This is a genomic window from Kitasatospora sp. NPDC085464 (assembly GCF_044541955.1).
Taxonomy (GTDB): domain Bacteria; phylum Actinomycetota; class Actinomycetes; order Streptomycetales; family Streptomycetaceae; genus Kitasatospora.
Map to the genome: position 1 here is coordinate 33,579 of NZ_JBITTM010000005.1, position 26,913 is coordinate 60,491.

The following is a 26,913-nucleotide window of genomic DNA, read 5'->3' on the forward strand; positions in this document are numbered from 1 at the left end:
CCGGCCCTACTGACCGGTAATCTCGCAAGACCCCGAGTCTATGCGCCGATCGGCGCAGCACCAGTCACTCGTGCGCCCAGTTGGTAAACGATCCGTCAAATCTTCGAGGGCGCACGGACATTCGGCATGCGCCCCCGCGCCCACCCCACCCGCCGGTCCACGATCGTTTCACGCGCGGCCGCCGGGAAAGACCACCGGGCACGAACCGTTCCGGTCCTTCCCACCCGACCCAAGGTGACGCCCGTGCCGATCCACTCCTTCCCGACCACCCGGTTCACCGCGGCCACCGCCCCCGGCGGTCTCCCGCTGCTCGGCCACGCCCCCGCCCTCCTGCGGCGTCCGTTCGACTTCGTGGCCGGGCTGGCCGCCCACGGCGACCTCGTCCGGCTGCGGCTCGGCCCGCTCGACGCCTACGTCGCCTGCCACCCCGAACTGGTCCGCCGGCTGCTCGACGAGGACCACGCGCACGACGGGGGCGGGCCCGCCCCCGACAGCGCCCCCGAAGCCCCCGGCGACGGCCTCGCCGCCTGCCCCGCCACCGCCCACCGGCGCCGACAACGCATGCTGCAGCCCGCGTTCCACCGCGCCCGGCTGCCCGGCTACGCCGCGATGACGGCGGAGGAGATCGCCGGAACCACCGCCCCCTGGCGCGACGGCGACGTGATCGACGTCCCCGCCGCGATGTACCGCCTCACCACCGCCGTCACCGCCCGCTGCCTGTTCGCAGGGCACGACCGGGCCGGCGCGTTGCCGGGGCAGGCGAGCATGGACGCCATCGTCCGCGGCGCCGGCCGCCGCGTCATGATGCCGCTGCCCGGCGCCGGCCGCCTCCCCACGCCCGGCAACCGCCGCTACCGGCGCGCCCGGCAGGACCTCCGGGAGGTCACCGGGCGGCTGATCGCCGACTACCGCGCCGACGGCACCGACCACCACGACCTGCTCTCCGTGCTGCTCGGCGCGGTGGACGAGGACGGGCAGGGGCTCTCCGACGCCGAGATCCACGACCAGGTGGTCACCTTCTTGCTGGCCGGCACGGAGACCACCGCCGCCACCCTCTCCTGGGCCTGGACCCTGCTCGCCGCCAACCCCGCCGTCCGCGAGCGCCTGCACGCCGAGCTCGACACCGTCCTCGACGGCCGCCCCGCCCGCCACGATGACCTGCCCGCCCTCCCGCTCACCGCCCGGATCGTCAGCGAGACCCTGCGGCTCTACCCGCCGGTCTGGCTCCTCAGCCGTACCCTCACCGCCGACACCCGGCTCGGCGGCCACCGCGTCCCGGCGGGCGCCACCGTCCTGGTCAGCCCGTACCTGCTGCACCGCCGGGCCGACGTCTTCCCCTGCCCCGGCCGGTTCGACCCGGACCGCTGGCTCACCACCGCCCGGCCCGCCGCCGGCACCTACGCCCCCTTCGGCCTCGGCGCCCGGAGCTGCCTCGGCGACACCTTCGGCACCACCGAAGCCGTCCTCGCCATCGCCACCATCGCCGCCCGCTGGACCATCACCCCCACGCCCGGCCGGCCCGTCCGCCCCGTCCGCGGTCTCTCGCTCTCCCCGCGCCCCTTCACGGCGACCCTGACCCGCCGGTAGCCGCCGCGGGGCGGCGCCTCCCCGACGGCCCCGCCGCCGGCCCCCGCCCGCGAACGCAAGCACGAAGACAGGCATGAACGCGGATACGAGCACGCGGCCGTGAGCACCCGTCCGGCAGGGACGGTACTGTCGCGGCGGGGGCCGGCGGGGTTGCGCCGGTCGGACTATCGGCTCGACGGGGACAGCACCAGACAGATGAACGCTCGATCACCACGGGGGCTCCCGGCCCGGCTGCTGCGCGCCGTGCTCCGGTACCCGCGCCGCTCGCCGCTGACGCTCTGCTACGTCGGCCTGCTCGTCCTGGGCCACGTCTGGGTCGACGGCTTCCTCTCCGCGGACCGGGCGGACGCCCTGCGCGCCTACATCAGCACCAACCTGGACAACCTGCACGACCACCCGCTCACCGCGCTGTTCGGCAGTGCGCTGCTCTACGACGGCACGCTCACCGACATCGCCTCCACCGGCTTCGTCGGCACCCTGATCACCCTCGGCCTCGGCATCTGCTGCTGCCTCGCCTGGGCGGAACACCGCTACGGCAAGCTGCGCGTCACCGCCGTCCTCCTCGGCGGGCACATCGGCGCCACCCTGATCACCGCCGTCGTCATCCTGGTCGCCCTGCGGCACGGCTGGTACCCGGAGAGCGTGCGCCAGGACTCCGACTACGGCATCAGCTACGGCGCCCAGACCTGCCTCGCGTTCGCCACCCTCGCCCTGCCCCGCTGGGCCCGCCTCCCCTGGGCCGCCTTCGTGCTCGCCTGGCCGCTCTCCGGCGACGGCGAATGGCCCGGCCCGCTACCGGACTTCACCACCGTCGGCCACCTGCTCTCGGCTGCGCTCGGCTTCGCCCTGGCCGGCGCCGCGGCCGCGCTGGCCTCCCGCCGCCGAAGGGCCGACGCCCTGGCCCCGGCGGACGCCCACCCGTGACCCTCCGCGGCCGACGACGGGAGCGCCACCCCGTCGGCGGCCGACGACGGGGACGACACCCGGTCAGCGCGACGGCCGCCGCCCGTCCGCGAGGTCGGCGAGCAGCCGCTCGATCCTCTCCAACCGCCGCTGCAGGTCCTCGACGTCACCCCGGGTCGCGTTCTGCTCGCTCGGCCTGAGGGTGACCAGCAGCTGGCCGTCCGGCTCCAGCCGGGCCCGGGCGACGTCGGTCACGTTGTCGCCGTTCTGGATCCGGATGGCGTGCTCCAGCTCGGACGCCCGCAGCGCCAGGCCTCGCAGCGCGCCGGGCACCAGCTTGCCGTCCTGGACGACGGTGGTGGGCGTGCCCTCCAGGAGCCGGGCCGCCCGCGGGTCCCGGGCGAGCCAGCGGGTGACGGCCGAGTTCACCGCGACCAGCGTGACCGCCCCGATCACGCCGCCGAAGAGGCTGTTGTCGTTGCCGATGATGGCGTTCTGCACCACGTTGGAGAGCAGGAACACGACCACCATGTCGAAGGTGTTCAGCTGCGCCAGCCCGCGCTTCCCGGCGATCCGGAACAGGATCAGGATCAGCGCGTAGACCGCGACCGTGCGGACGATCTTCTCGGCGATCGACATCTGGATGACCGCCAGGTGCTGCCACATGGCCCCGCTCCTCCCACCACGACGCGACGGAACGGGGCCGACGCTACGGCACGGGAGGCTACGACCGGCGCTTCGGCTTGCCGCGCCGGGCCGCCGCCGCGCCCCGCCCGCCGGCCGACGGCTTCGGCTTCTGCCCGCCCGCCCTCGGCGCACCGGCCTTCTGGCCGCCGGCCTTCGCCGCTCCCGCCCTGGCCCCGCCCGGCTTCTGCTGCTGCGGCTTGCGCTGCCCGGCCGCCGCCTTCTTCGGCGCCGCCTCGGCCGCCGCCGGCGCGGCCCCGCGGCCGCGCGAGCTGTTGACCGTACGGCCCCGGACGATCCCGATGAACTCCTCCACCAGGTCGGTCGTCCGCTCCTGCGGCCAGGACAGCGCCACCTGCGACTGCGGCGCCTCCGTCATCGGCCGGAAGGTGAGGTCCCGGCGGTGGTGCAGCCGGGCGAGGGACTGCGGCACCAGGAGCACGCCGACGTTCGCCGCCACCAGCTCGATCGCGTCGGCCGTGGAGTCCGGGCGGGCGATCGCGGGCTGCCCGGGCAGGGTCTCGACGGTGAAGCCGAGGGTGTCGTCGAGCGGGTGGAACACCACCTCCTCGGCGAGGTCGTCGAGGGTGACCTCCTCGGCGGCGGCGAGCCAGTGGTCCTTGGGGAAGACCACGACGGTGGTCTCGGTGTACAGCGGGATCGCGCTCAGCACGTCCTTGTCGACCGGCAGCCGGACCAGCCCGGCGTCCGCGCCGCCCTCCCGCAGGGTCCGCTCGCCGTCGCCGAACGGGACCGCGAGGAGGTCGAGCGGCACGTCCGGGAGCCGCTCGCCCCAGACCCGGGCCCATTTGCCGGGGGTCACGCCGGGGACGTACACGAGCCGGAAGGCGGGGTTCACCTGCATGTCTGTCACAGGGCAAGGCTACCGACCGTGACCGGAGGAGGCCGCGCACTCCCTTACCCTTGTCTCCATGACATCGCTCAAGCAGAAGACCAGCCAGACCATGAAGCCGGCCACGGCGGCCAAGAAGCTGGGGATCTACCTCGCCGCGGCGCCGACCGACTTCCAGGAGGGCGTGGTCTCCCGCGAGGAGCTCAACGCGCTGCAGGCCGAGCCGCCGCAGTGGCTCCTGGAGCTGCGCAAGGACGGCCCGCACCCGCGCCCGGTGGTCGCCGCCAAGCTCGGCATCTCGATCTCCGGCCTGGCCCGCGGCGGCGTGACCGACGCGCTCACCACCGAGGAGATCGAGGCGATCAAGGCCGAGAACCCGCTCTGGCTGCAGCACGAGCGCGCCAACCAGGTCGACGTCCGCAAGGAGGCCGTGCGGATCAAGGAGAAGCAGGAGAAGGAGGCCGCCGCCAAGGCCGCCAAGGAGGCGAAGGCCGCCCAGGCCCGCTGACCCCCGGCCCGGGCCCGCTGACCCCGGCCCCGCGCCGCCGCCGTTCCGGCGGCCCGGCGGCCCACGGCTCCGGCACTCCGGCGCCCGCACGTCGGCGCCGATTGTCGGACCCCTGCGCAACGATGGTGCCGACGTCCGTTCCCACGGGCGTCGGCACAGTCGTGGTCGGCACAGTCGTGCCAGGGCCGGCGAACAGGGAGGCGTACGGATGGCAGGAACGCTGGAGGGGCGGATCGCGCTGGTCGCGGGCGGGACACGGGGCGCCGGGCGCGGCATCGCCGTCGAGCTCGGCGCGGCCGGCGCGACGGTGTACGTCACCGGGCGCAGCACCCGGGAGCACCGCTCCGAGTACGACCGGCCCGAGACGATCGAGGACACCGCCGAACTGGTCACCGCGGCGGGCGGCCGGGGCATCGCCGTGCCGACCGACCACCTCGTCCCGGCCCAGGTGGCCGCCCTGGTGGAGCGGATCGACGCCGAGCAGGGCCGGCTGGACGTCCTGGTCAACGACATCTGGGGCGCCGAGAAGCTGTTCGGCTGGAACGTCCCGGTCTGGGAGCACGACCTGGACGACGGCCTGCGGCTGCTGCGCCTGGCGGTCGAGACGCACGCCGTCACCAGCCACCACGTGCTCCCGCTGCTGCTGAAGCACCCGGGCGGCCTGGTCGTCGAGATGACGGACGGCACCGCCGAGTACAACCGCGACACCTACCGCAACTCCTTCTTCTACGACCTGGCCAAGTCCTCGGTGCTGCGGATGGCCTTCTCGCTCGGCCACGAGCTGGGCCCGCGCGGTGCCACCGCCGTCGCGCTCACCCCGGGCTGGATGCGTTCCGAGATCATGCTGGAGCACTTCGGCGTCACCGAGGAGACCTGGCGCGACGCGCTGGCCCAGGAGCCGCACTTCGGTATCTCCGAGTCCCCGTACTTCGTCGGCCGGGCAGTCGCGGCGCTGGCCGCCGACCCCGGGGTCGCCCGCTGGAACGGCCGCTCGACGTCCAGCGGGCACCTCGCCCGGGAGTACGGCTTCACCGACCGGGACGGCAGCCGCCCGGACTGCTGGCGCTACCTGGTCGAGGTGCAGGACGCCGGGAAGCCGGCCGCCCCGGAGGCGTACCGCTGACCCTCCGGACCGCACCGGCGGCGTGGCCGACACCAGGCGGCAGTTGAACTCCCCTCCCTCCGCCGCGTATTGACCGCGCCGCCGGCCGCTCCGAATAATCGGGCGGGATCGGGGGAACGCGGGCCGGGGATCAGGGGCCCGCCGACGAGCCCCTGATCGCACCGAGCACTCACCGCACCGAACCGAACCGCACTGCACTGCACTGCACCGGACCAGGGGGACCCGTGATCGAGCAGCCACCGCACAGCGAACTCGCCGCACTGGCCGACGAGTACTTCGACGCCGAGAACACCCACAACCCGTTCGACGCGACCCTCAGCGGCGTCGAGGGCTACGCGCACCTGCTGCCCGACCCCTCCCGCGACGCCGCGCTGCGGCACCGCGAGGCCCTGCGGGGCTTCGGCGGCCGGCTCGCCGCGATCCCGCTCGACGGGCTGGCCGACGAGGACCGGACCACCCACCGGGTCCTGGCCCGGCTGATCGACAACGGCATCGGCCGACTCACCCACGGGCTGGAGGAGTTCAGCGTCTCGGCGACCATCGTCGCCGCGCACAACGAGGCCTTCGGCGCTCTCGCGATGACCCCCGTCGACCACGAGGGCGCCGACGCCTACCTGGAGCGGCTCGCCGGCCTGCCCGCCTACCTCGACGCCGCCCTGCGCCTGGCCCTGGACGCCGCCGCCGAGGGCCGCCGACCGCTGCGCAGCGGGGTGGACGCCGCGGTCACCCAGCTGGCGGGCCACCTCGCCGCCGCCCCGGAGGAGTCCACGCTGCTGCGCCCGCTGCGGGGCCGGCCGGAGTACGAGCGTGCCCGGGAGATCGTGCGCGACGCCGTCCACCCGGCGGTGGCCCGCTACCGGGACGGGCTGGCCCGGCAGTTGGCGCCGGACGCCCGCCCCGACGACCGGGCCGGCGTCTGCCACGTGCCGGGCGGCGCCGAGGGCTACGCCGACGCCGTCGCCCGCTTCACCCGGCCCGGCCTCACCCCGGAGGAGATCCACCGGATCGGGCTGGACACGGTCGCGGCACTGCGCGAGGAGTTCGCCGAGCTGGGCGGCAAGGTGCTCGGCATCACCGACGCCGCGGGCGTGCTGACCGCGCTGCGCGAGGACCCCTCGCTCCGCTTCGACAGTGCCGACGAGATCATCGCCCTGGTGGACGGCGCCCTGGAGCGGGCCCGCCGCGCCGGCCCGGACTGGTTCCGCCCGTACCCGATCGCCGACTGCGTGACCAAGGAGATCGACCCGATCGAGGCGGAGGGCGCCCCGCTGGCCTACTACCAGCCGCCGGGCCCGGGCGGGGTGCCCGGCACCCACTGGATCAACACGCTGCACCCGCGGACCCGGTTCAGGTACGAGTACGAGGCGATCGCCTTCCACGAGAGCGTGCCCGGCCACCACCTGCAGATCGCCGTCGCGCAGACCCTGCACCACCTGCCGCGGTTCCGGCAGAAGCCGAGCGGCCAGCTGACCGCCCACGTCGAGGGCTGGGGCCTGTACACCGAGCGGCTCGCGGACGAGATGGGGCTGTACAGCTCGGACCTCGCCCGCTTCGGCATGCTCTCGATGGACGCGCTGCGGGCGGTGCGCCTGGTGGTGGACACCGGGATGCACCACTACGGCTGGTCCCGGGAGCGGGCGATGGCCTTCATGCGGGACAACACGGCCACCCAGGAGGCCAACGTCCGCAACGAGATCGACCGCTACCTCGCCTGGCCGGGCCAGGCGACCGCCTACCTGATCGGCCGTCGGGAGCTGGTCCGGCACCGTCAGCGGGCGCAGGCGGCGCTCGGTGCCCGGTTCGACGTCCGGGAGTTCCACCACCAGCTGATCGGGCACGGCAGCCTGCCGCTGGGGGTGCTGGACGAGCTGGTCTCGGACTGGATCGCGGCGACGCAGTAGCCGACCGGCCCGGCCCACCCGGGGAGAGCGGCGCCCGGCTCGCTCCCCGGGGCGGGCGGCTCGTTCCCGGGGCGGGCGGACGGTCATGGGTGCGGAAACGGTTCCTCGCGCCCGGCAAAGGCTTCCCCCGCCCGGACGTGGCATCGCCCCTTCGGCCCTGTCGACACGGTAGTGTCCGCTGGCGCGGCCCCCGCCATCCGGGTGACCGCAGCTCACGCACACCCAGATGGAGGAACCCCGTGTCGGCTCCCGCCCGCCGCGTCCTGGCCGTGGCCGCGGCCGTCCTGCTCGCCACCGCCGCGGGCTGCTCGCCCGGCGGCGGCCACACCGCCAAGGGGAGCAGCGGCCGGAGTTCCGCCCCGGCCGCGGGCGGTGACGCCGCCCAGCCCGCACCGGCCGCGATCGTGACCGGGCCCGGCCCGAAGAGCTCCTACGACGCCCAGCCGCAGCCCGCGCCCGGCAGCTGCCACTTCCGCTACACGGCGGACAAGCAGCCGTTGCCCGACCCGAACTGCACCCCCGGCGCGATCAGCCCTGCGGTCACCCAGGACAACCTCAAGGACACCATCTGCAAGCCGGGCGGGTACACCTCGACCATCCGCCCGCCGTCGAACCTGACGGGCAAGGAGAAGGCCGACAACGCCAAGTCCTACGGCTACACCGGCCCGATGGGCGACGCCGAGTACGACCACCTGATCAGCCTGCAGCTCGGCGGCGACCCCAACGACGCGCGCAACCTGTGGATCCAGCCGCCCTCCCCCGGCCACGTCCCGGGCAAGGGCCCGAACAACCCCAAGGACTCGGTGGAAACGCACCTGCACACCGCGATCTGCAAGGGCCAGGTCACCCTCGCCGCCGCCCAGCAGGCGATCGCCACCGACTGGACGACGGCCGAGGTCAAGCTCGGCATCAGGTCCGGCGGCACGCCGACCGCCGAGGCCGACGCCGACGGGGACTGACGGCTGCGAGACCGACTCCGACGGGACTGACGGACTGCCGACGCCGACGGGGACGGGCTGCCGACCCCGACGGGGCGCTGACAAACGCTGAGGAGCCGTTCCGCCGACGGGGCCTCCCGGCCCGCCGGCGGGGCGGCTCAGCGCCCGTCCGTCTCCACCAGCTCGGCGATGGTGTCGAACGGCCGGTACCGCGCGAACTCCGCGCCCAGCGCACGGGCCCGCTCCCGGAACCGGCCCTCGCCGAGCACCCGGTCGACCGCCCGCCCGACCTCATCCGCCGCCGGACGGCCCGTCCGCAGGTCCAGCCCCACCCCCGACCACTGCACCCGGGCCGCCACCTCCGGCTTGTCCTCGGTCGCCCCGGCCACCACCAGCGGCACCCCGTGCCGCAGCGCCGTCTGCACCCCGCCGTAGCCGCCGTTGCTCACCAGCACGTCGGTGTTCGGCAGCAGCCGCTCGAACGGGACGTAGTCGGCGGCGCGCACGTTCCCCGGCAGGGCGCCGCCGAGCAGCGCGGCGAGCGTCTGCGGCCCGTCCGGGCGGCCGGTGGCGGCCACGACCAGCACGTCGCGCTCCGCCAGGGCGCTGACGGCCGGCGCGACGAGTTCCCCGAGATCGCGGTTGGCCAGCGTCCCCTGGGTCACCACGACGACCGGCCGCCCACCGGTCACCTCCCCCCACCACGACGGCAGCGGCTGCTCGCCCCCGACCGGCCCGGGCAGCGCGCCGATCAGCCGGAAGCCGGCCGGGGCGTCGCTGCGCGGGTACTCGAAGCCCGGCACGGTCAGCTGCAGGAAGTGGTCCGGCACCGTGACCGCGGCCAGCCCGCGCGGGCCCTCCGGCAGCCGGACGCCCAGCTCCGCGTGCACCTCCTCGGCGTACCGGCGCAGCGGTTCGCCGCGCCGGGCCGCCTCCTCCCCGAGCGCCCGGTTGCGGGCCCGGCCCTCCTCCCCCGGCAAGGGCGGCAGGCCGGACCCGAAGGGCGCGGTGTCCACGCTCGGCAGCATGGCCGGGGTGACGCCGACGCCGATCAGCAACGGGCGCTGCGACCGGGGGCGGCTCAGCGCCAGCGGCAGCACGCCCTGCAGGAAGGCGTCCGCGATCACGGCGTCGGCCGGGAAGTCCGCCAGCAGCGCGAGCAGCGCCCGGTACTGGACGGGGATCGGCGCGATGAACACGTGCCGGGCGTCGAAGGCGAGCCGCTCCGGGCCGGGCGGCAGGCTCGACCGTCCCGGGAAGCTCGCGTCGAGGTCGCGGTCGTCGAAGTCCGCCCCGGCGGGCAGCGCGACGAACCGCGCCCCCGCCCGCTCCGCCGCCCCGGCGAACCGCGAGCCGCCGAGGAACACCACCTCGTGCCCGCGGGCGGCGAGGTCGGCGGAGACGGCCAGCAGCGGGCCGGTGTGGCCGTGGGCGGGCAGGGCGGTGGTGATGATCCTGGACAGCGGAGGCTCCTGTGGTGGGTGCTGCGGTTCGTGGTCGGACCCACCGTAGGGACGCCCGGTTGACGATCGATGAACGCGTCAGCGCCCGAGCACCGCTCCACCGTTGACACCGATGACCTGCCCGGTGACGTACCCGGCCGCCGGGGAGACCAGGTAGCCGACGGCGTCGGCCACGTCAGTGGGGGTGCCGGCCCGGCCGACCAGGGTGTCGGCGATCTTCCGGGCGTGGAACTCCTCGCTCCACCAGGAGCCGAAGATCTCGGTCTCCTCGATGTAGCCGGGCGCGAGCACGTTGACCGTGATCCCCTCCGAACCCAACTCCCGTGCCAGGCCGAAGGCCCAGCCGTGCAGCGCGGCCTTCGCGGCGGCGTACGTGCCGGCCGAGTACGGGCCCGCGCCGCCGCGCTGGGCCGCCGTCGAACTGATCACGACCAGCCGTCCGCCGGGCCGGCGCAACCGGCTCTGCAGGGCGGTGGTCAGCAGGACGGCGGTGAGCAGGTTGGAGTCCAGGCCGTGCCGCCAGGAGCGCGCCAGGGCCGCCAGGCTGCCGTCCTCGGGCACCGGTACGGAGGCGCCCGCGTTGTTCACCAGCGCGTCCACCGGCCCGAGTTCGCCGATCCGGCGGGCCACCTCCTCGACCGCCTCCGGGTCGGTCAGATCGACCGTCAGCGGGACGATCCGGTCGGGCCCCACCGTCCACTCGATCTCCTCGCGGGCCCGCTCCAGCACGTCGGCCCGGCGCCCGAGGATCACCACCCGGTATCCGTCCCCGGCCAGTCGGGCCGCGATCGCCCGGCCGATCCCGGTGCCCCCGCCGGACACCACCGCGAGCTGTTCCCCCGTCACTTCGTCCCCTCTCGTACGTCTGTCGGCGCGGTTCGATCCGGGGCCTGACTGGCCCTTCGGTTCCGAACCGCTCCCCTGTACCGTAGCGAGGCGCGTGAGCGGGTCGACACCGGGGGGACGGGACACCGTGACGGGGACCGGTATCAAGGGCCGGGGGCAGGAGACGCAAGACGCGGTCCTCGCCGCCGTGCTGGGCGTCCTGACGGCGACGATCGACGGGTGGCTGCTGTCGTCCTTCCGGAACGGCGCGCAGGCCGCGAACAGGCAGCGCGACGCGGTGAACTCCGCACTCGTCCTGGTCACCCTGGTCCTCTTCGCGGCCCTGCTGGGGTCGCTCGCCGCCGGTCGGAAGTCGACCCCGCAGCGCCGCTGGCGCTGCGCGATGCTCGGCTCCCTCCTCGGCCACCTGGCGCTGCCGGCGATCGTGGTCGTCATGCTGATCATCCACCCGCCGACCATCCCCTGGTAGGCCCCTCCGGGCGCTGCCGCCGGGGCCACCCGGGCCCGACCCCGCGGGCGGGGCCCCGGCCGCGGGGGCCGGAGAGCGCCCGGTAGCTTGTCCGGCGTGACCGATCAGACCGCGGCCGTGCCGCCGACCGTGTACCGCTCCTCCCCGCTCCGGATGGTCCTCGTCCTGGTCGGCGCGGTGGCCTTCGTGGCGCTCGGCGCGGACCTCGCGACGGGGGACGGGTCGGTGAAGAACCGGCTCGTCGGCGGGGCCGGCCTGCTGTTCTTCGGCCTGTGCGCCCTGATGTGCGCCAACCGGCTCGTCCGGGGCCGGCCCGAGCTGGTGCTGGACGCGGCCGGGCTGGACCACGTGCAGCTCGGGCGGATCGCCTGGCACGAGATCGCCGCGGTCGGCATCCGGGTGATCACCGTCAGGGGCGCCACCCAGCGCGTGGTCGAGCTGGTCCTGACCGACCCCGCCCGCTACCTGGCCCGGGCCCCGCGAACCGTCCGGACGACCGCCGCGGCCAACCGCCGGATGGGCTTCGGCCCGGCGAACATCTCCACGACCACCCTCCCCGTCGGCCCCGAAGCGGTCGTCACCGCCATGCGGCGGCACCACCCGGCACTGGTCGTGTCGGGCTGACTACGGAGCCCGCCAGGCCGCCAACCGGACGGCCAGGTCCAGGAGTTCCGGCGACCGCCGGACCGGGCCGCCGAACCCGGGAAGGGTCAGGTGCAGCGGTTCGGTCCAGCGCTCCGGGACGGCCGCCAGGCCCTGGGGTCCGTCTTCAAGCCCCCGTCGTCCGCCCGCAGGGCGGGCGGGGCGGCGTTGGGGTGCGTGCATCGCAAGGCGGAGGAGGGAGTCCATGCGGAGCATCGGCGACCGACGACAACGCGGCGAGGTGCGTGCCCCGGCGTCGCCCCGCAGGCGGGGGCTTGAAGACGGACCCTATGGCGAGCCCCGGCCAAGCCGCCAGTGACGGCGGCGACGGTGTCGGTGTCACCCCCGAGGTCGATCGCGGCTCGGAGGGCGGCTTCGAACCCGTCGGTGGTGCGCAGCGCCCAGACCGCCGAACCCAGGCAGGGCCAGACGGCGCCGTTGGGCTCGGTGGCGTGGTCGGGGTGCCAGTCGGGTGCGAGGACGGCGGCGTAGCGCTCACGGCTGTCGGGGTCGACGTGGGCCAGGACGTCGGGGATCCCGTCGAGCGGATCGGCACCGTCGAGCGCGAGGCGGACCAGCTCGTGGAAGATCGCCGTGCCCTCCCAGGCCGCCCGGTCGCCGTGGGTGAGGGCGGCGATGCGGCGGCCGGCGTCCATGGTGGCCCGTCGCCCGGCCGGGGCGAAGGCGACGGCGGACGTCGAGGCGCGCATCAGGGCACCGTTGCCGGCGGCCCGCATGGTGGTGTTGAAGTGGACGGCGGCCGCGAGGTCCCACGGCATCCCGCTGGTGAGGACGGTCTCGGTCTGGATGCCGATGTCCTTGGGGTCGGCGGCGGCCCAGCGGCGGAACCGGTCGAAGACGTCCGAAAGGTCCAACTCGCCCCGCTCCAGCAGGGATTCGGCGACCAGGACGGCCATCTGGGTGTCGTCGGTGGCCTCGCCGCGCTCCCAGCCGCCGCCCGCGACCAGCTCGCCGGGGGTGTCCGGGAAGCGGGCGGAGAAGGCGCCGGCCGGGCCGAACTCGTACGGGGCGCCGAGGGCGTCGCCGACGGCCGCGCCGAGGACGGCTCCGGCGGCGCGGTCGGCCCGGGCCTGCGCCGCGCGGTCGGCCCGGTCCGGCCCCGCGCGGTCGGCCCGGGACGCCGACCCCCGGTGCTCCGACGTCACGCCGGGTCCGGGACGGTCGGCAGGGCGCGCTTGTGCGCGGTGCGGCGGTAGTGGCCGAGGACGGTGGCAGCGGCCTCCTCGTCGACCGGGCGGCCCTCCAGGAAGTCGTCCAGGGCGTCGTAGGTGACGCCGAGGGCCTCCTCGTCGGGGCGGCCGGGGGCCAGGTTCTCCAGATCGGCGGTCGGGGTCTTCTTGACCAGCTCGGCCGGCGCCCCCAGCGCCTCCGCCATCGACCGCACCTGCCGCTTCGTCAGGCCGGACAGCGGCATCACGTCGGCCGCGCCGTCACCGTACTTGGTGAAGAAGCCGACGGCCGCCTCGGCCGCGTGGTCGGTGCCGACGACCAGTCCGCCGTTGGCACCCGCCGCCGCGTACTGGACCACCATCCGCTGACGGGCCTTGACGTTGCCGCGGACGAAGTCCTCGTGGGCGTGGTCGGCGAAGGTCAGCCCGGCGGCGAGCAGGGCGTCCAGGGCGGCGTCGGTCGCGGGCTTGACGTCGACGGTCAGCAGCTCGTCCGGCTCGATGAAGGCGACCGCCCGCCGGGCGTCCTCCTCGTCCGCCTGCACCCCGTACGGCAGCCGCATCGCGCAGAAGGCCGCCGCGTACCCCTCGGCGCGCAGCCGGTCCACGGCGAGCCGGCAGAGCCGCCCGGCGGTGGTGGAGTCCACCCCGCCGCTGATCCCGAGCACCAGGGTGCGGGCGCCCGCGGCCCGGAGCTGCCCGGCGAGGAACGCCGCCCGGCGCTCGGCCTCCCGCACCGGGTCGGGGACGGGCGCGACCCCGAGGGCGTAAGCGATCTCCCGCTGGAGGTCGGCGGTCAGGGGCTCGGTCACGGCGACTCCTCGGTCACGGCGTCTTCTCGGTCACGGCGTCTTCTCGGGCCGGGCGGCGTGCCCCGCTCTGAAGGCGACGCGGTGGGTGCCCGTCACCGGCGTCACCAGCGAGTACAGCGAGGTGGTGGCGGTGATGAACAGGCGGTTGTTCTTCGGGCCGCCGAAGGTGATGTTCGAGACGGGTTCGGGGACGAGGATACGGCCGATGAGGGTGGCGTCGGGGGCGTAGCAGTGGACGCCGTCGCCGAAGGCGGCCGCCCAGAGCCGCCCGTCGAGGTCGAAGCGGATGTTGTCGAACCGACAGCCCTCGCCCTTGACGAAGATCCGGTCGCCGCCGAGGTCGCCGTCCTCACCGATGTCGAAGACCCTGATGTGCCCGGCCCGGCTGTCGTTGACGTAGAGCTGCCGCTCGTCGAGCGAGAGGACCAGCCCGTTGGGCCCGTCGAAGCCCTCGGCGGCGAGCCGGACCTCACCGCTGTGCGGGTCGATCCGGTAGACGTTGCGGGCACCGATCTCGGACTCGGCGCGATGGCCCTCGTAGTCGCTGGTGATGCCGAAGTCCGGATCGGAGAACCAGATCGCGCCGTCCGAGCGGACCACCGCGTCGTTGGGCGAGTTGAGCCGCTTGCCCTGGTAGCGGTCGGCGAGGACGGTGATCCGGCCGTCGTGCTCGGTGCGGGTGACCCGGCGGTTGCCCTGCTCGCAGCTGATCAGCCGGCCCTCGCGGTCGAGGGTGTTGCCGTTGGGGTGGCCGGCCGGGGAGCGGAAGACGCCGACCGTTCCGGAGGCCTCGTCCCAGCGCAGCAGGCGGTCGTTGGGGATGTCGCTCCAGACGACCTGGCGCCAGGCGGGCAGGTAGACCGGGCCCTCGGCCCAGCGGCAGTCGCCGTACAGCTTCTCCAGTCGGACGTCACCGTTGGCGCAGCGACGGAACCTCTTGTCCAGTACCTCGTACAGCCCGAACTCGATGGAGCCAGACATTGTTCACCTCATGTCGTGATTTGCCGAATGTAGTTCCGGTGATCTGGAGTATGCCAGAACAGGGTATGGTCCCACCATGACCATCGATCATCTCGACGACACCGACCGCGCGTTGCTCACCCTGTTGCAGCAGGACGCCGGGCAGGCCTACGCGGCCCTGGGCCGGGCCGTGGGGCTCTCCGCAGCGGCGGCGCACGAGCGGGTGCGCAAGCTGCGCGAGCGCGGCGTGGTCCGCCGCACCACGGTGGAGGTGGACCCGAAGGGCCTCGGGCTGGGGGTGCTCTCCTTCGTGATGGTGGACTCCTCGGCCTGGATGGGGGACTCCGCGCAGGCCTTCGCCGCAATCCCCGAGATCGTGGAGGCGCACGTCATCGCGGGCAGCGCCTCGGTGCTGGTCAAGGTGCGGACGGCGACCACCGAGCAGCTCCAGGACGTGCTGCGCAGGCTCTACGCGATCGAGGGCGTGAGCGGGACGCAGGCGACCGTCGTGCTGGAGACCTTCTTCGAGCGACCGCCCGCGCCCCGGTCCCTGCCTGCCTCTCAGTCCCCGGCCGTGCCTCGGTCCCCGTCCACGTCTCGGTCCCCGTCCACGCCCCGGTCCCCGTCCACGCCCCGGTCCCCGTCCGCCTGAGGCTCCTCCACCTTGGTCAGTGACACCGGGCGCGCCGGCCCGGCCGGGCGCTGCCCCGGGTGCTTCAGGATCTCCAGGACCAGGCGGCCGTCCACGGTCTCCTGGGCGACCAGCAGGCTCGCCAGCTCGTCCAGGTGGTGCCGGTGTTCGGTCAGCAGGCCGACGGCCCGGCGCTCGGCCTGCCGCAGCAGGCCCGCGACCGCCTCGTCCACGGCGCGCTGGGTCTGCTCGGAGTACGGGCGGCGCAGCAGGTCCTCGGGGCTGTCGCCGAGGTAGTGCGGACTGCCGCTGGAATAGCCGACCGGGCCGAGCTCCGGGGAGAGGCCGAACTCGCGGACCATCCGGGTGGCCACCGTGGTGGCGCTGGCGAGGTCGTTGGCGGCGCCCGTGGAGCCCTCGCCGAATACCACCAACTCGGCTGCCCTGCCGCCGAGTTGGACGGTGAGCAGGTCGGTGAGGTAGCCCTCGCTGTAGAGGTGCCGCTCCGCCTCCGGCAGCTGCTCGGTGGCACCGAGGGCGACCCCGGCCGGGAGGATGGTCACCTTGGCGACCGGATCGGCGTGCTCGCACAGCGCGGCCATCAGCGCGTGCCCGGACTCGTGCACGGCGACGGCGTGCCGCTCCTCGGGCAGCAGCGCGTTGGAGGACTCCCGGCGGCCGAGCAGCACCCGGTCGCGGGCGGCGTCGAGGTCGTCGGCGGTGAGGGTGGCGCGGTCGGCGCGGACGGCGTTGATGGCGGCCTCGTTGACCAGGTTGGCGAGGTCGGCGCCGGAGAAGCCGGGGGTGCCGCGGGCGATCCGGTCCAGGTCGGCGTCCGGGGCGAGGGTCTTGCCCCGGGTGTGCACGGAGAGGATGGCCGCCCGCTCGGCCTGGTTGGGCAGCGGCACGGTGACCTGCCGGTCGAAGCGGCCGGGGCGCAGCAGCGCCGGGTCGAGGGCGTCGGGCCGGTTGGTGGCGGCGATGACGACGATGCCGGTGCTCTGGTCGAAGCCGTCCATCTCGGCGAGCAGCTGGTTCAGGGTCTGCTCCCGCTCGTCGTTGCCGCCGATCCGGGTGCCGCCCGCCCGGCGGGCGCCGACGGCGTCGATCTCGTCGATGAACACGATCGACGGCGCGCGCTTGCGGGCCTCGTCGAAGAGGTCGCGGACCCGGGAGGCGCCGACGCCGACGAACATCTCGACGAACCCGGAGCCGGTCACGGACAGGAACGGCACCTCGGCCTCCCCCGCGACGGCCCGGGCCAGCAGGGTCTTGCCGGTGCCCGGCGGCCCCACCATGATCACCCCGCGCGGTCCCTTGGCCCCGGCGGCGGCGTACCGCTCCGGGCTGCGCAGGAAGTCGACCACCTCGCTGACCTCCTGCTTCACCCCCTCGTACCCGGCGACGTCGGCGAACCCGGTGGCCGGCCGCTCGGCCTCGATGATCTTCGCCCGGGAGCGGCCGATGGCGCTCAGCCCGCCGCCCAGCGACCGGGCGGCCATCCGGCCCGACCAGAGGAAGAGGCCGCCGAAGAGCAGCAGCGGCAGGAACAGCAGCAGCGTGGACCAGATCGAGCTGCCGCCGGAACGGGTGCCGGTGACGGTGACGTGCTGGTCACCGAGCGCCTGACTGAGGTGGGAGGTGTCCAGGGCGGTCGGGATCTGGCTGGTGAAGCGGGTGCCGTCCTTGAGCGTGCCGCTCACCGCTCCGGTGTCGCTGACGTTCACCGTCTGCACCTGTCCGGTGTCGACGCGGTTGACGAAGTCGGTGTAGGCGTAGCGGTTGCCGGGCGTGCCGGGCTTGGAGAACAGCACCAGGAGGAGCAGCGTCACCAGGACGGCGACGGGCAGCAGCCAGCGGCGCCACGAGGGCGGCGGCGGCTTGGGCGGGCCGCCCCCGGGGCCCTGGCCGGGGTTCCGCCCCGGGCCTGGGTTCCGCCCCGGGCCGGAATTCCAGCCGGGGCCCTGGACAGGGCCTCGCTTGCCCGTCGGACCGGGTCCCGGTTCGGCTCCGGGCGCCGGTCCGGGTCCCGGTTCGGGTCGGGGATCGGAGTCCGGCGGTGTCGCGGGGTTCCGGCCGGCGCGCAGCCGGATTCGTACGATCATCCACGCTCACCGCCTCTCGGGGCCACGGAGCCTCCGTCTCCATGGTCGGACGCTCCGCGCCAGGACGGGAGCCCGAAGACGGGCTGTTCCGAAACCACGGACCCGGCGCCCACCCCCGTCGGGCACCGGGTCCGTGGTCCCGGCCGAGCCGGCCGCGGCCCCCGGCGGGGTCGGCTGCGGCCCCGGCGGGGTCAGGAGAAGTCGAGCGAGCCCGTCCGGGTCCGCTTGAGCTCGAAGAACTTCGGGTAGCCGGACAGCAGCCGGACGCCCTCGAAGACCCGCACGGCGTCCTCCCCGCGGGGTATCGCGGTCAGCACCGGCCCGAAGAAGGCGACGCCGTCCACGTGGATGGTCGGCGTGCCGACCTCCTCGCCGACCGGGTCCATGCCCTCGTGGTGGCTCTTGCGCAGGGCGATGTCGTACTGGGTGCTGTTCGCCGCGTCGGCCAGTTCCTCGGGCAGCCCGGCCGCGACCAGAGCCTCCCGGATGACGGCGTCGTCGGCGGGCCGGTCCTGGTCGTGCAGGCGGGTGCCGAGCTCGGTGTAGAGGTCGCGCAGCACGTGCTGGCCGTGCTTCTCGGCGGCCGCGATGCAGACCCGCACCGGGCCCCAGCCGGTGGTCATCAGCCGCTGGTAGCGCTCGGGAAGGTCGGTGCGCCCCTCGTTGAGGACGGACAGGCTCATCACCCGGAAGGTGAGGTCGAGCTCGCGGTGGCGGTCGACCTCCAGGATCCACCGGGAGGTGATCCAGGCGAACGGGCAGACGGGGTCGAAGTAGAAGTCGACCTTGGTGCTCCCCGGCCGGCCGTCGGTTGGTTCGGAAACCCCGGAAACCTCGGAAACACCGGAAACAAGGGAAACGTCGGAAACAAGGGAAACGTCGGAAACACCGGAAGCGTTGGAAGCGTCGGTCACGTGGGTCGCGTTGTTCGTCACGTCGAAGAGCCTAACGGCGAAGTGGACCACTCAACAGAGCCAATCACCACCGATTCCATTGGGCCACTTCTCCCGACAGCCCGCTCTCAACTGCAGGTCGTCCCGTCCGCCGGCACCGTACCGTCCAACAGGTAGGCGTCCACGGTCTGCTTCAGGCAGGGGTTGCCGGTGTTGTAGCCGCCGTGGCCCTCGCCGTGCAGGGTGACGGTGACGCCGACGCCCGGGCCGAGCTGCTGCGCCATCGCGTGGGCGCCCTCGACCGGGGTGGCCGGGTCGCCGGTGGTGCCGACCACCAGGATCGGGGCCGCGCCCGCGGCGGCAACCTCCGGGTGGTCGCCCTTGCCCGGCACCGGCCAGCCGGTGCAGCCGGTCAGGCCCCAGGCGGTGAACGCGCCGAACACCGGGGACGCGGCCTGGAACTGCGGCAGCTGCTGCTGGACGTCCTGGTCGGAGTAGCGCTGCCGCGAGTCCACGCAGCCGACCGCCCGGTTCGCGGCGTTCAGGTTGCTGTAGTGCCCCTGCGCGTCACGCCCGTTCAGGCCGTCGGCGAGCTGGAGCAGCGTGGTGCCGGTGCCCTGCTCCATCGCCTCGGTGAGCCCGGCCGCCAGCACCGGCCAGGTCTCCTGGCTGTACAGGGCGCCGGCGATGCCGGTGACGCCCAGGGTCTCGGTCAGCTGCCGCCCGTCCGCGGTGGGGAGCGGCGACCGCTCCAACTGCTGCACCAGCGCGGTGACCTTCGCCGTCCCCTCGGCACCGCCCGCGCCGGTCGGGCAGGAGGCGCCGACCCGGGCCGCGCAGGCCTTCATGAAGTCGTCGAGGGCGAGTTGGAAGCCCTGGGCCTGGCCGAGCGCGGACTGCTGCGGGTCCTTGGTCGGGTCGACCACGGAGTCCAGCACCATCCGACCGACCTGCTGCGGGAACAGGTGCGCGTACACACCGCCGAGCTGGGTGCCGTAGCTGACGCCGAAGTAGGAGAGCTGCCGGTCGCCCAGCACCTGCCGCATCAGGTCCATGTCCCGGGCGGCGCTCTCGGTGTCCACGTACGGCAGCACCGCGCCCGAGTTGTGCTCGCAGGCGGCGACGAACCGGGCGTTGCTGTCGTCGAGGGCCTTCACGGCGGCCGGGTCGCCGGGGGTGCTGTCGACGGTCGCGGAGGCGTCCAGCGCCCGGTCGTCCAGGCAGGTCACCCCGGCGCTGGCGCCGACCCCGCGCGGGTCGAAACTCACCAGGTCGTAGCGGCTGTTGAGGGAGGCGTAGCTCGGGGCGAGCGCGGGCAGGGTCGCCACGCCGGAGGCGCCGGGGCCGCCGAAGTTGAAGAGCAGCGAGCCGATCCGGTGCTGCTCGTCCTTGGCCTTGCTGCGGATCAGCGCGAGGTCGATCGTCGGTCCGTCCGGCCGGCCGTGGTCGAGCGGGGTCTTGAGGGTGGCGCACTGCCAGTCCGCGGCGGGTGCGGTGCCGCCGCCCTGGGCGGCGCTCGGGGCGGCGCAGGCGTGCCAGTCCAGTCGCTGGGCGGCGAGCCCGGTGGCGGTCGCCGAGGCGCCGGTGGCCGGGGAGGTGGGCGCGGGCTCGGCGGCGGACGACCCCTCGCCCTGGCATCCGGTGGCGGCGGCGAGCAGCAGCGCGGTCAGGCCGAGCGCTCCGGCGCCGCGGACGGCGGTGTGCATGGGGTGGGTCCACCTCTCGGGTCGGCCGGTCACCATGGACCCTAGGCGCCGCGACCCGGCACAACCCGCCCGACGCCTCCGGATGGGGGCGCGCGCCGCCCGTCCTGCCACCGGCCGCCCGGGTGAGGGTTCAACCGCCCCACCCGGTGGCACCCTTACCGCCGTCCGGCCGCACCGGGCGCCGGAACCGTGCCACGGAGGGCGAGTTGAGCAGCGACACCACCGCACCGGACGAGGACGGCCGCACCGACTCCGACGGCGTGAACGTCTTCGTCACCGACACCCGCCGGGAGGTCCCGCCCCGCCTGCGAGACGACGAGCGGGACACCGGCCCCCGGCCCGCCTCCCGCGCCGGGGACTGGGCCGTGATCGACGCCGTCCACCGCCACCTCTCGGAACACCGGGCGGGCATCGGTCAGCCGTTGCTGACGCTCCAGGTGGTCAAGGTCCAGGAGGAGGCCGGGGAGGTCGCCGAGGCCCTGCTCGGCGTCCTCGGCGCCAATCCCCGCAAGGGCGTCAGCCACACCCTGGCCGACCTGCAGGGCGAGCTGTGCGATGTGATCGCTGCGGCGATGGTCGCCCTCCGCGACACCACCCCCGACCCGGCCGCCGTCCTCACCGCCCACCTCGCCGCCTGGCGCCCGCGGCAGCCGGGCGAGCCGCCGGTGGGGTAACGGGGGCAGCCGGGGCGAGTGCCAACTGCCCGGTGCGGCCGAGGTGTTCCCGGCCGTGCGGTGCGGCCGAGGTGTTCCCGGCCGTGCGGTGCGGCCGAGGTGTTCCCGGCCGTGCGTCCGGATCCCGGCGAGGGTCGCCGGCCTCGGCGTCAGCCCCGGCTCACGCCCTGTCCCGGGGTCTCAGGCGGCCCGGCCCCTCCGACCGGCCCTCCTGGCGCCACCGCCCCCTCGCCTTTCCCGGCCCTACTGCCCCTGCTGATCGGCAGGGGCACACCGGGAATCCCGGCCCAGGAACCTCCCGATCGGCACATGTGCGGAGGGCCCGAAACGCGCAACGATGACGGTCGTCGGGGCCCGCCGTCGGGGCCCGGAGAGGAGGCGGCCATGACCGCGATGTCCACCCTGTTCCCGGTGTTCGCGATCGCCGCGCTCAGCGCTGTCTGCGTCGCGTTCGCCGCGGCCCCGGTCACGGCCGTCACCACCGGGGCCCGCGCGGCTCGCACCCGCGGCTCACCCCGGTTCCATCCCCGGCGTGCCGCGGACGGCGTACGCACGCAGGCGCAGCCCGTCGAAGGCGGTCCGGGGCAGGCTCAGACCGAAGCGCCGCTCGACGGCGGCGAGGGTGCGGCGGGCGGGCGGGCCTTCGCCCTCGGGGCCGCAGGGGGTGACGCCGTCCGCCTCCAGCACGCTCGCGGCGACCAGGTCCGGCACCAGCAGGTCGGGCTCCTGGCCCCAGCGCCAGCGCTCCTCGCCGAGGCCGAAGCCGCACAGCACGGCGCCGTCCCGGGCGTAGTCGAGCAGCGCCGGCGGCTGTTCCGGCATCGGGCGGAAGTGGACGACCTCGACGCCGTCGCGCGCTATTTCGGTGAGCAGCTCGCCGCCGGTGGAGTCGCCGTACTCGATCGCGAACGACCAGCCGCCGCACTCGCCGACGCGGACCACGCCGTCGCCGTCGTCGCCCGGGCGGTAGACGTCGATGTCCAGGGCCCGGATCTCGGCGCCGCTGATCGGCACGGTCCCGGCGGTCGGGTCGGCGCCCATCCGGCGGGCGAGTTCCTCCGGCGGGATCCCCCGGGCGAACACCACACCGCCGACCTCGCCGTCCGCGTCGGGCCCGCCCGTTCCCGGCAGTCCGGTGCCCGGCCGACCGACGTCCGGCCGACCGACGTCCGCGAGCCACTGGATGCCGTCGCCGTCCCTCCCGGCTCCCTCGCGCGTTCCGTCGGTCATGCCGCCCTCCCCTCGCGCCGGCCTGCGGTGGCCGGGCGCGCCGGTGGGCACCCTAACCGACACCGCCGACGGCCGGAGCCCGGTCGCCGGAACGGTGCCGGATCAGGGCCCGGCGTGGGCCGGCACCCGACGCCGACCGGGCGTCGGGGCGGTGGTCCGATCGCGGAACTCACCGGTCCGACAGGCCCGTTCGCCCCGACATGGGCGCCGTCCGGTTCACCCGGCGCCGTACGGCTCCTCCTGGGCGGCCGCGGCCTCGAACAGCAGCTTCGCGGCCACCGTCGCCCCGTCGGCGCGGATGGTCCCGGCCACGGCCAGTGCGCGGGTACGGGTCTCGGGGGCCAGGGCCGTGGCCAGCGCGGCGGACAGGGAATCGACGGTGGGCGCGGGGTCGAGGTGGGCCGCACCGATGCCCAGCTCGGCCACGCGGGCGGCCCAGTAGGGCTGGTCGGCGATCCGGGGGACGACCAGCTGGGGCGCGCCGGCCCGGGCGGCCGTGGTGGTGGTGCCCGCGCCGCCGTGGTGGACGACGGCGGCGACCCGGCGGAACAGCGCCTGCTGGTTGACCTCGCCGACGGCGAAGCAGTCGTCCCCGTCGTCGACCGGGGCCAGGCCGGCCCAGCCCCGGGCCAGGATCACCCGGCGGCCGTGGGCGCGGGCCGCGTCGATCGCGATCCGGGCGATGCCGTCTGGGGCGTGGGCGGCCATGCTGCCGAAGCCCACGTACACGGGCGGTTCGCCGGCCTCCAGGAACGCCTCCACGTCGGCCGGCAGCGGACGGTCGTCGGGCAGGATCCACGCCCCGGTCTGCACCGGGTCGAGCTCCGTCATGCCCTTCGACGGGCAGAGCACCGGGTCCGCCGCCAGCCACGGCCGGTCGGTGAGGACGTGGTCGCGGACGTTGTCGACCGGCGGCAGGCCGAGCGCCGCCCGGTGCCGGTTGAGCGCCTCGCCGTACAGCCCGTTCACCCGCTGGGCGTCCTGCTCCCACAGCACCCGGTGGTCGGTCTCGCCCTCGGGGGACGGCGTGCCGGGCCGGGCTCCGGGCCGGAAGTGCCGCGAGGGCAGTCCCAGGGTGTGGAAGCAGGCGAGCACGTAGCGGATGCCGAGGTGCTCGGCCACGTCCCGGGCGCCGGCCGGCATCAGACCGGTGGCCAGGATGACGTCGCAGCCCTCGGCCGCGGCGGTGAGCACCTCGAACCGCGCGGCGACCAGCTCGGGGGCGAGCCGGAACGCGTCCTGCATGGTCGGCGGCTTCGGGCCGGCGACCACCGAACGCACCGTCGGGCCGAGCGGCACCAGCGGCACCCCGATCCGGGCCAGCAGGTCCACGAACTCCTCGTCCGGCGGCGCGCACACCCGCACGTCCGCCCCGAGCCCCAGCAACGCTGCCGCCAGCCCCGCCAGCGGTTCGACATCTCCGCGCGAGCCCCACGTCGTCAACAACACACGCATCTCACGACTCCGTTTCCGCAGGTCATGGCCTTACAGCCGTCGATTCTGCGGGACGACCGGGGCCTTGCCGCAAGCCCCCTGGGGGGCGATAATCTGGTAGTGGCAGGGGGGGTTCCGCAGCGAGCACCACGACTTCGGCAGCCGCCTCGTCACACCCGGCGGCGCATCAGCCGACCGGCCACGCGGCTCTGAACACCGGGCAATCCCGCTCCGCACCCCTGAACGGGGGCGCGGGGCCGCCCGGTCCCGCGTACGTGCCCGACCGAGGAGGCACGATGCTTCGTACCGCAGCCACCGGGCTGCTCGCCGGACTCCTCTGCCTGGGTGGCGCGTCCGTCGCGTTCGCGAACCCGACCCCGAACCAGCCGGGGCCGCCGAACCAGACCTGCCAGGACTTCCTGGCGGTCGGCGGACACACTCCGGGACACACCAGTTCCTCCCCCGGCTCCCCCTTCGACGAGCCGGGCTTCGGCAGCCAACCGAACGGTGGCAAGGGTGGACAGGCCTACAGCAATGCGGGCGCGCCCTCCCAGTACGACGTCGCCTGCTACCAGCAGTTCGTCCACTCCACCTGAAACGCCGGCGACCGGCGTCAGGCGCCCGAGGTCTCGACTCCTGCCGCTTGACGCCTGACACCTGACGTCACGTCACATCCCTATCCGATCATCTGACAACCGCACAGCGGCCACGGGCCACGACAGCCCGGCCCTGGCCGCCGACCACCCGTGCGCCTCCACCTCTACCTCCACCCGCACCTGGCCCATGCGACCCGCCTTCGCCGCACTCCGGACCTTGTCAGTGGTCGCTGTTAGCGTCCCTCTCCATCAGCTACGGGTCGCGGAACGAGTGCCGCGCCACCGACGGGGAGGTAGCAGCAAGTGGTGGAAGTGACGTGCCACACGGTGGTCCACCAGCGGATCCGCGACGCGTTGGGGGACATCCGAGGGCGGATCCTCGGCCACTGGTACGACATCGAGGACGAGTTGACCATCGGGTCCGTCCGCTCGATGGGCGAGGAGCTGCTCGACCACCTCGGCGCCCTCACCCTGGAGGACCCGACGCTCGCCGGCGCCGACGCCCGCGCGGCCCTGCGGACGGCCGCGGAGTGCGCCCTCGGGGTGCTCCAGCTCGGCTGCTTCCCCCGGGGCGACTTCGACGTCCCCTTCCCGTACATCGGCACGACGCTGGACAGCGAGGACATCCGCTTCGGCGCCACCGTCGACTTCGCACCCACCGCCGCGACGTGGGTGGAGGCCTTCGCGATGTGCGTGATCAGCGGACTGATCCGGAACCGGGAGCGGATGCTCGGCCCGCTGCTCACCGACGACTACGCGCCCGCGGTCCGCGACGGCCTGCCGCACTCGGACCTCACCTCGGTCTCCGACCCCGCCGCCCTCGCCGAGATGGAGGCGCTCCGCTCGTACCTCTTCGTCGTCCCGACGGAGCGGTCGCCGTGGATCGCCCCCGGGCCCGTGCCACTGCGCAAGCCGGACGCCGACGGGCGCGCGGCCGCCGCCCGGGCCCTGGACGCCGCCGGCGAGGCGGCGCCGGAGGGGTTGAGCCCGGACCAGCAGTTGCTGCGGGTTCTGCTGGACGACGACCGGGCGGCCTTCGAGGAGGCGCTCACCGCCCGTCTGGCCCGGCACCGCAACAGCACGCCCTCGACGGCCTGGCCCCGGACACTGCTCCCGGTCGTCCCGATCGCCCTCGCCGCGCTCGCCGTCCAGGCCCACGGCTGGGAGCTGGGCATAACCTCCGGCTACCTCCCGACGACGCTGATCAGCGCGGGCTGACCCGGCGCGCCGGGGTCGCCCGGCGCGTACCGCCGGTGGGGGCAAGGCGACCCCGGTCGACTCGGTCGGGGCGATCTTGCCCACCAGGCAAAACATCCCACCTTTTCCTCAACAGTCTGTTTATCATCTCCGGGTCCGTATCCCCCATCCGGAGCACTCACGCATGCCCACGCCCTCGCCCGCCGCCACGCCCGGACCGCACCGGCTGCACGCCCTGCGGGCCACCGTCTTCGCCATCGGCGCCCTGCTCCTGCTCGTCGCGGTGGGTGTGCTGCTCCGCCAGCCCCTGCTGATCCCCCCGTTGGCGGCCAGCGCGGCACTGGTGCACGGCGCGCCCGGCCTGCCGATCTCGCAGCCCCGCAACCTGGTCGGCGGTCAGCTGATGTCGGCCCTGATCGGCTATGCCACCCTCGCCGTCACCGGCAGCACCGCCTGGGGCGCGGCCATCGCCGCCGGGCTCTCGCTGGGCGCGATGATGCTCACCCACCTTTCGCACTCCCCGGCGGCGGCCACCGCCGTGATCGTGGTCCTGCAGGCGCCGCATCCCGTGCCGTTCCTGCCCCTGCTGGCACTGGCGACCGGGCTGCTGGTCGTCATCGGCCTGCTGCCCGGCCGGATCGGCGGTCACCCGGTCCGCTACCCGCTGTCCTGGTGACCGCGACGGGCCCTCGCAAACCGCACGACCACCCGCCTGCACACCTGCACGACTACCCGCCCACGCTGTCGCGGTGATCGCCGACGGCCGGGTCATCCGATCGGATGACCCGGCCGTCCTCCGTTCCGCCCGACTCGACCGACCGCCCCGCCGACGCCGGAACGTGCCGCAGAGGTCAGGCTGGAAGCACCCGCCGACCGCCCACCCAGTGGAGGAACCCCCGCCATGACCGACCGCCCGCTCTCCCCCGCCGACCGGTCGCTGCTGGAGGCCGCCGAACGCGGCGACCTCGGCGCCGCCGGCGCGGCGCTGGCCGCGGGCGCGGCCGTCGACGCGCGGGACGCCGAGGGCCGCACCGCGCTGCTGCGGGCCGCCTTCGCCGACCGGGTCGCCGTCGCCCGGCTGCTGGTCGGGGCCGGCGCCGACGTCAACGCGCAGGACCGCGCGCTGAACAGCCCCTGGCTGGTCACCGGCATCACCGGCAGCGTCCCGATGATGCGCGCCCTGCTTCCCGGTCGGCCCGACCTCACCCGCCGCAACCGCTACGGCGGGGTGTCGGTCATCCCCGCCGCCGAACGCGGCCACGTCGCCTACGTCCGCGCGGTGCTCACCGAAACCGCGATCGACGTCGACCACGTCAACGACCTGGGCTGGACGGCCCTCCTGGAAGCCGTCCTGCTCGGCGACGGCGGTGCCGCCCACCGCGAGATCGTCGACATCCTCCTCACCCACGGCGCCGACCCGCTCCTTCCCGACGCCGACGGCACCACCGCCCGCGCCCACGCCGAGCGCCGCGGTTTCCACGCCATCGCTGCAGCGCTCGCACTCCGCGAGGCCGAGACCGAGGCCGAAGGAAAGCCTCGCAACCCCCGCCCGAGCAGCGGCCGCTGAC

26 protein-coding genes and 1 pseudogene are annotated in these 26,913 nt (G+C 74.7%); 14 read left to right on the forward strand and 13 right to left on the reverse strand.

What is annotated here, in order from left to right; all coding sequences use genetic code 11:
* The first annotated feature begins 243 nt into the window (after window positions 1-243).
* Window positions 244-1,587, forward strand: coding sequence for a cytochrome P450 (locus ACIGG8_RS05865; RefSeq protein ID WP_396546021.1), 1,344 nt, complete (start codon window positions 244-246; stop codon window positions 1,585-1,587).
* Window positions 1,588-1,782: 195 nt separating this feature from the next.
* Window positions 1,783-2,511 (forward strand): rhomboid-like protein, encoded by a 729-nt coding sequence (locus tag ACIGG8_RS05870; protein WP_396546022.1) that lies wholly within the window; start codon window positions 1,783-1,785, stop codon window positions 2,509-2,511.
* Window positions 2,512-2,574: 63 nt separating this feature from the next.
* Here the strand turns inward: ACIGG8_RS05870 and ACIGG8_RS05875 are convergent, their stop codons facing one another.
* Window positions 2,575-3,156 carry a DUF421 domain-containing protein gene (locus ACIGG8_RS05875; protein WP_396546023.1) on the reverse strand — a complete coding sequence of 194 codons (582 nt, stop codon included), beginning with the start codon at window positions 3,154-3,156 and terminating at the stop codon, window positions 2,575-2,577.
* A gap of 58 nt (window positions 3,157-3,214) precedes the next feature.
* Window positions 3,215-4,048 (reverse strand): LysR family substrate-binding domain-containing protein, encoded by an 834-nt coding sequence (locus ACIGG8_RS05880; protein ID WP_396546024.1) that lies wholly within the window; start codon window positions 4,046-4,048, stop codon window positions 3,215-3,217.
* Between the two features lie 58 nt (window positions 4,049-4,106).
* Between ACIGG8_RS05880 and ACIGG8_RS05885 the strand changes: the two genes are divergently transcribed.
* From ACIGG8_RS05885 to ACIGG8_RS05900, 4 genes are all read left to right on the forward strand, one after another.
* On the forward strand, window positions 4,107-4,535 hold the full coding sequence (locus ACIGG8_RS05885; protein ID WP_396546025.1) for a DUF5997 family protein: 429 nt from the start codon (window positions 4,107-4,109) through the stop codon (window positions 4,533-4,535).
* A gap of 208 nt (window positions 4,536-4,743) precedes the next feature.
* Window positions 4,744-5,658 carry an SDR family oxidoreductase gene (locus tag ACIGG8_RS05890; protein WP_396546026.1) on the forward strand — a complete coding sequence of 305 codons (915 nt, stop codon included), beginning with the start codon at window positions 4,744-4,746 and terminating at the stop codon, window positions 5,656-5,658.
* Window positions 5,659-5,882: 224 nt separating this feature from the next.
* Complete coding sequence (locus ACIGG8_RS05895) at window positions 5,883-7,559, forward strand: DUF885 domain-containing protein (protein ID WP_396546027.1); 1,677 nt, start codon at window positions 5,883-5,885, stop codon at window positions 7,557-7,559.
* A gap of 239 nt (window positions 7,560-7,798) precedes the next feature.
* Entirely contained in the window at window positions 7,799-8,518 is a 720-nt protein-coding gene (locus tag ACIGG8_RS05900) for a hypothetical protein (RefSeq protein WP_350520113.1), read from the forward strand.
* Between the two features lie 137 nt (window positions 8,519-8,655).
* Here ACIGG8_RS05900 and ACIGG8_RS05905 read toward each other — a convergent pair whose 3' ends face one another.
* Both ACIGG8_RS05905 and ACIGG8_RS05910 read right to left on the reverse strand, forming a co-directional pair.
* The gene (locus ACIGG8_RS05905) at window positions 8,656-9,867 is read right to left on the reverse strand and encodes a glycosyltransferase (RefSeq protein WP_396546028.1); all 1,212 of its coding nucleotides are present in this window, start codon (window positions 9,865-9,867) and stop codon (window positions 8,656-8,658) included.
* A gap of 171 nt (window positions 9,868-10,038) precedes the next feature.
* Window positions 10,039-10,806 carry an SDR family NAD(P)-dependent oxidoreductase gene (locus tag ACIGG8_RS05910; RefSeq protein WP_396546029.1) on the reverse strand — a complete coding sequence of 256 codons (768 nt, stop codon included), beginning with the start codon at window positions 10,804-10,806 and terminating at the stop codon, window positions 10,039-10,041.
* A gap of 127 nt (window positions 10,807-10,933) precedes the next feature.
* On the opposite strand from ACIGG8_RS05910, the gene ACIGG8_RS05915 reads away from it, so the two are divergent.
* Both ACIGG8_RS05915 and ACIGG8_RS05920 read left to right on the forward strand, forming a co-directional pair.
* Entirely contained in the window at window positions 10,934-11,275 is a 342-nt protein-coding gene (locus ACIGG8_RS05915; RefSeq protein WP_396546030.1) for a hypothetical protein, read from the forward strand.
* Window positions 11,276-11,371: 96 nt separating this feature from the next.
* Complete coding sequence (locus tag ACIGG8_RS05920; protein WP_396546031.1) at window positions 11,372-11,899, forward strand: STM3941 family protein; 528 nt, start codon at window positions 11,372-11,374, stop codon at window positions 11,897-11,899.
* Here the strand turns inward: ACIGG8_RS05920 and ACIGG8_RS05925 are convergent.
* The 4 genes and pseudogenes from ACIGG8_RS05925 to ACIGG8_RS05940 all read right to left on the reverse strand — a co-directional run.
* A pseudogene (locus ACIGG8_RS05925) lies at window positions 11,900-12,031 on the reverse strand (ADP-ribosylglycohydrolase family protein); the annotation flags it as partial.
* Window positions 11,986-13,083: an ADP-ribosylglycohydrolase family protein gene (locus ACIGG8_RS05930; RefSeq protein WP_396546032.1), complete on the reverse strand. Its 1,098-nt coding sequence runs from the start codon at window positions 13,081-13,083 to the stop codon at window positions 11,986-11,988. The pseudogene ACIGG8_RS05925 and the gene ACIGG8_RS05930, both read right to left, overlap by 46 nt.
* Window positions 13,080-13,919 (reverse strand): ammonia-dependent NAD(+) synthetase, encoded by an 840-nt coding sequence (gene nadE / locus ACIGG8_RS05935; RefSeq protein ID WP_396546033.1) that lies wholly within the window; start codon window positions 13,917-13,919, stop codon window positions 13,080-13,082. Before nadE ends, ACIGG8_RS05930 begins: the two co-directional genes overlap by 4 nt.
* A 30-nt stretch (window positions 13,920-13,949) precedes the next feature.
* Window positions 13,950-14,900 carry an SMP-30/gluconolactonase/LRE family protein gene (locus ACIGG8_RS05940; protein ID WP_396546034.1) on the reverse strand — a complete coding sequence of 317 codons (951 nt, stop codon included), beginning with the start codon at window positions 14,898-14,900 and terminating at the stop codon, window positions 13,950-13,952.
* A 76-nt stretch (window positions 14,901-14,976) separates the two neighbouring features.
* On the opposite strand from ACIGG8_RS05940, the gene ACIGG8_RS05945 reads away from it, so the two are divergent.
* The gene (locus ACIGG8_RS05945; protein ID WP_396546035.1) at window positions 14,977-15,531 is read left to right on the forward strand and encodes an Lrp/AsnC family transcriptional regulator; all 555 of its coding nucleotides are present in this window, start codon (window positions 14,977-14,979) and stop codon (window positions 15,529-15,531) included.
* Here ACIGG8_RS05945 and ftsH read toward each other — a convergent pair.
* The 3 genes from ftsH to ACIGG8_RS05960 form a co-directional block, all read right to left on the reverse strand.
* Window positions 15,441-17,615 carry an ATP-dependent zinc metalloprotease FtsH gene (gene ftsH / locus ACIGG8_RS05950; RefSeq protein WP_396546036.1) on the reverse strand — a complete coding sequence of 725 codons (2,175 nt, stop codon included), beginning with the start codon at window positions 17,613-17,615 and terminating at the stop codon, window positions 15,441-15,443. The two genes, ACIGG8_RS05945 and ftsH, sit on opposite strands and share 91 nt — an antisense overlap.
* Before the next feature lie 191 nt (window positions 17,616-17,806).
* Window positions 17,807-18,550 carry a disulfide bond formation protein DsbA gene (locus ACIGG8_RS05955; RefSeq protein WP_396546037.1) on the reverse strand — a complete coding sequence of 248 codons (744 nt, stop codon included), beginning with the start codon at window positions 18,548-18,550 and terminating at the stop codon, window positions 17,807-17,809.
* An 86-nt stretch (window positions 18,551-18,636) separates the two neighbouring features.
* Window positions 18,637-20,214 carry an alpha/beta hydrolase gene (locus ACIGG8_RS05960; protein WP_396546038.1) on the reverse strand — a complete coding sequence of 526 codons (1,578 nt, stop codon included), beginning with the start codon at window positions 20,212-20,214 and terminating at the stop codon, window positions 18,637-18,639.
* 206 nt (window positions 20,215-20,420) lie between these two features.
* Between ACIGG8_RS05960 and ACIGG8_RS05965 the strand changes: the two genes are divergently transcribed.
* Entirely contained in the window at window positions 20,421-20,888 is a 468-nt protein-coding gene (locus tag ACIGG8_RS05965; protein ID WP_396546039.1) for a MazG-like family protein, read from the forward strand.
* 510 nt (window positions 20,889-21,398) lie between these two features.
* Here ACIGG8_RS05965 and ACIGG8_RS05970 read toward each other — a convergent pair.
* Window positions 21,399-22,118 carry a DUF6461 domain-containing protein gene (locus ACIGG8_RS05970; protein WP_396546040.1) on the reverse strand — a complete coding sequence of 240 codons (720 nt, stop codon included), beginning with the start codon at window positions 22,116-22,118 and terminating at the stop codon, window positions 21,399-21,401.
* Window positions 22,119-22,334: 216 nt separating this feature from the next.
* Entirely contained in the window at window positions 22,335-23,573 is a 1,239-nt protein-coding gene (locus ACIGG8_RS05975) for a glycosyltransferase (protein WP_396546041.1), read from the reverse strand.
* Window positions 23,574-23,848: 275 nt separating this feature from the next.
* On the opposite strand from ACIGG8_RS05975, the gene ACIGG8_RS05980 reads away from it, so the two are divergent.
* The 4 genes from ACIGG8_RS05980 to ACIGG8_RS05995 all read left to right on the forward strand — a co-directional run bounded on the left by ACIGG8_RS05980 (window position 23,849) and on the right by ACIGG8_RS05995 (window position 26,912).
* Window positions 23,849-24,148, forward strand: a complete 300-nt coding sequence (locus ACIGG8_RS05980) for a hypothetical protein (protein ID WP_396546042.1) — start codon at window positions 23,849-23,851, stop codon at window positions 24,146-24,148.
* 303 nt (window positions 24,149-24,451) lie between these two features.
* Window positions 24,452-25,366 carry an immunity 49 family protein gene (locus ACIGG8_RS05985; protein WP_396546043.1) on the forward strand — a complete coding sequence of 305 codons (915 nt, stop codon included), beginning with the start codon at window positions 24,452-24,454 and terminating at the stop codon, window positions 25,364-25,366.
* Window positions 25,367-25,529: 163 nt separating this feature from the next.
* Window positions 25,530-26,021, forward strand: coding sequence for an HPP family protein (locus tag ACIGG8_RS05990; RefSeq protein WP_396546044.1), 492 nt, complete (start codon window positions 25,530-25,532; stop codon window positions 26,019-26,021).
* Between the two features lie 225 nt (window positions 26,022-26,246).
* Window positions 26,247-26,912 (forward strand): ankyrin repeat domain-containing protein, encoded by a 666-nt coding sequence (locus ACIGG8_RS05995; RefSeq protein ID WP_396546045.1) that lies wholly within the window; start codon window positions 26,247-26,249, stop codon window positions 26,910-26,912.
* The last annotated feature ends 1 nt before the right edge of the window (window position 26,913 follow it).

What these genes read in the sequence shown, in the direction of transcription:
- ACIGG8_RS05870 (WP_396546022.1), top strand. Translation starts at nt 1,783, where the DNA reads ATGAACGCTCGATCACCACGGGGGCTCCCGGCCCGGCTGCTGCGCGCC.
- ACIGG8_RS05875 (WP_396546023.1), bottom strand. Translation starts at nt 3,156, where the DNA reads ATGTGGCAGCACCTGGCGGTCATCCAGATGTCGATCGCCGAGAAGATC.
- ACIGG8_RS05885 (WP_396546025.1), top strand. Translation starts at nt 4,107, where the DNA reads ATGACATCGCTCAAGCAGAAGACCAGCCAGACCATGAAGCCGGCCACG.
- ACIGG8_RS05890 (WP_396546026.1), top strand. Translation starts at nt 4,744, where the DNA reads ATGGCAGGAACGCTGGAGGGGCGGATCGCGCTGGTCGCGGGCGGGACA.
- ACIGG8_RS05940 (WP_396546034.1), bottom strand. Translation starts at nt 14,900, where the DNA reads ATGTCTGGCTCCATCGAGTTCGGGCTGTACGAGGTACTGGACAAGAGG.
- ACIGG8_RS05945 (WP_396546035.1), top strand. Translation starts at nt 14,977, where the DNA reads ATGACCATCGATCATCTCGACGACACCGACCGCGCGTTGCTCACCCTG.
- ftsH (WP_396546036.1), bottom strand. Translation starts at nt 17,615, where the DNA reads ATGATCGTACGAATCCGGCTGCGCGCCGGCCGGAACCCCGCGACACCG.
- ACIGG8_RS05960 (WP_396546038.1), bottom strand. Translation starts at nt 20,214, where the DNA reads ATGCACACCGCCGTCCGCGGCGCCGGAGCGCTCGGCCTGACCGCGCTG.
- ACIGG8_RS05970 (WP_396546040.1), bottom strand. Translation starts at nt 22,118, where the DNA reads ATGACCGACGGAACGCGCGAGGGAGCCGGGAGGGACGGCGACGGCATC.
- ACIGG8_RS05975 (WP_396546041.1), bottom strand. Translation starts at nt 23,573, where the DNA reads ATGCGTGTGTTGTTGACGACGTGGGGCTCGCGCGGAGATGTCGAACCG.
- ACIGG8_RS05980 (WP_396546042.1), top strand. Translation starts at nt 23,849, where the DNA reads ATGCTTCGTACCGCAGCCACCGGGCTGCTCGCCGGACTCCTCTGCCTG.
- ACIGG8_RS05990 (WP_396546044.1), top strand. Translation starts at nt 25,530, where the DNA reads ATGCCCACGCCCTCGCCCGCCGCCACGCCCGGACCGCACCGGCTGCAC.
- ACIGG8_RS05995 (WP_396546045.1), top strand. Translation starts at nt 26,247, where the DNA reads ATGACCGACCGCCCGCTCTCCCCCGCCGACCGGTCGCTGCTGGAGGCC.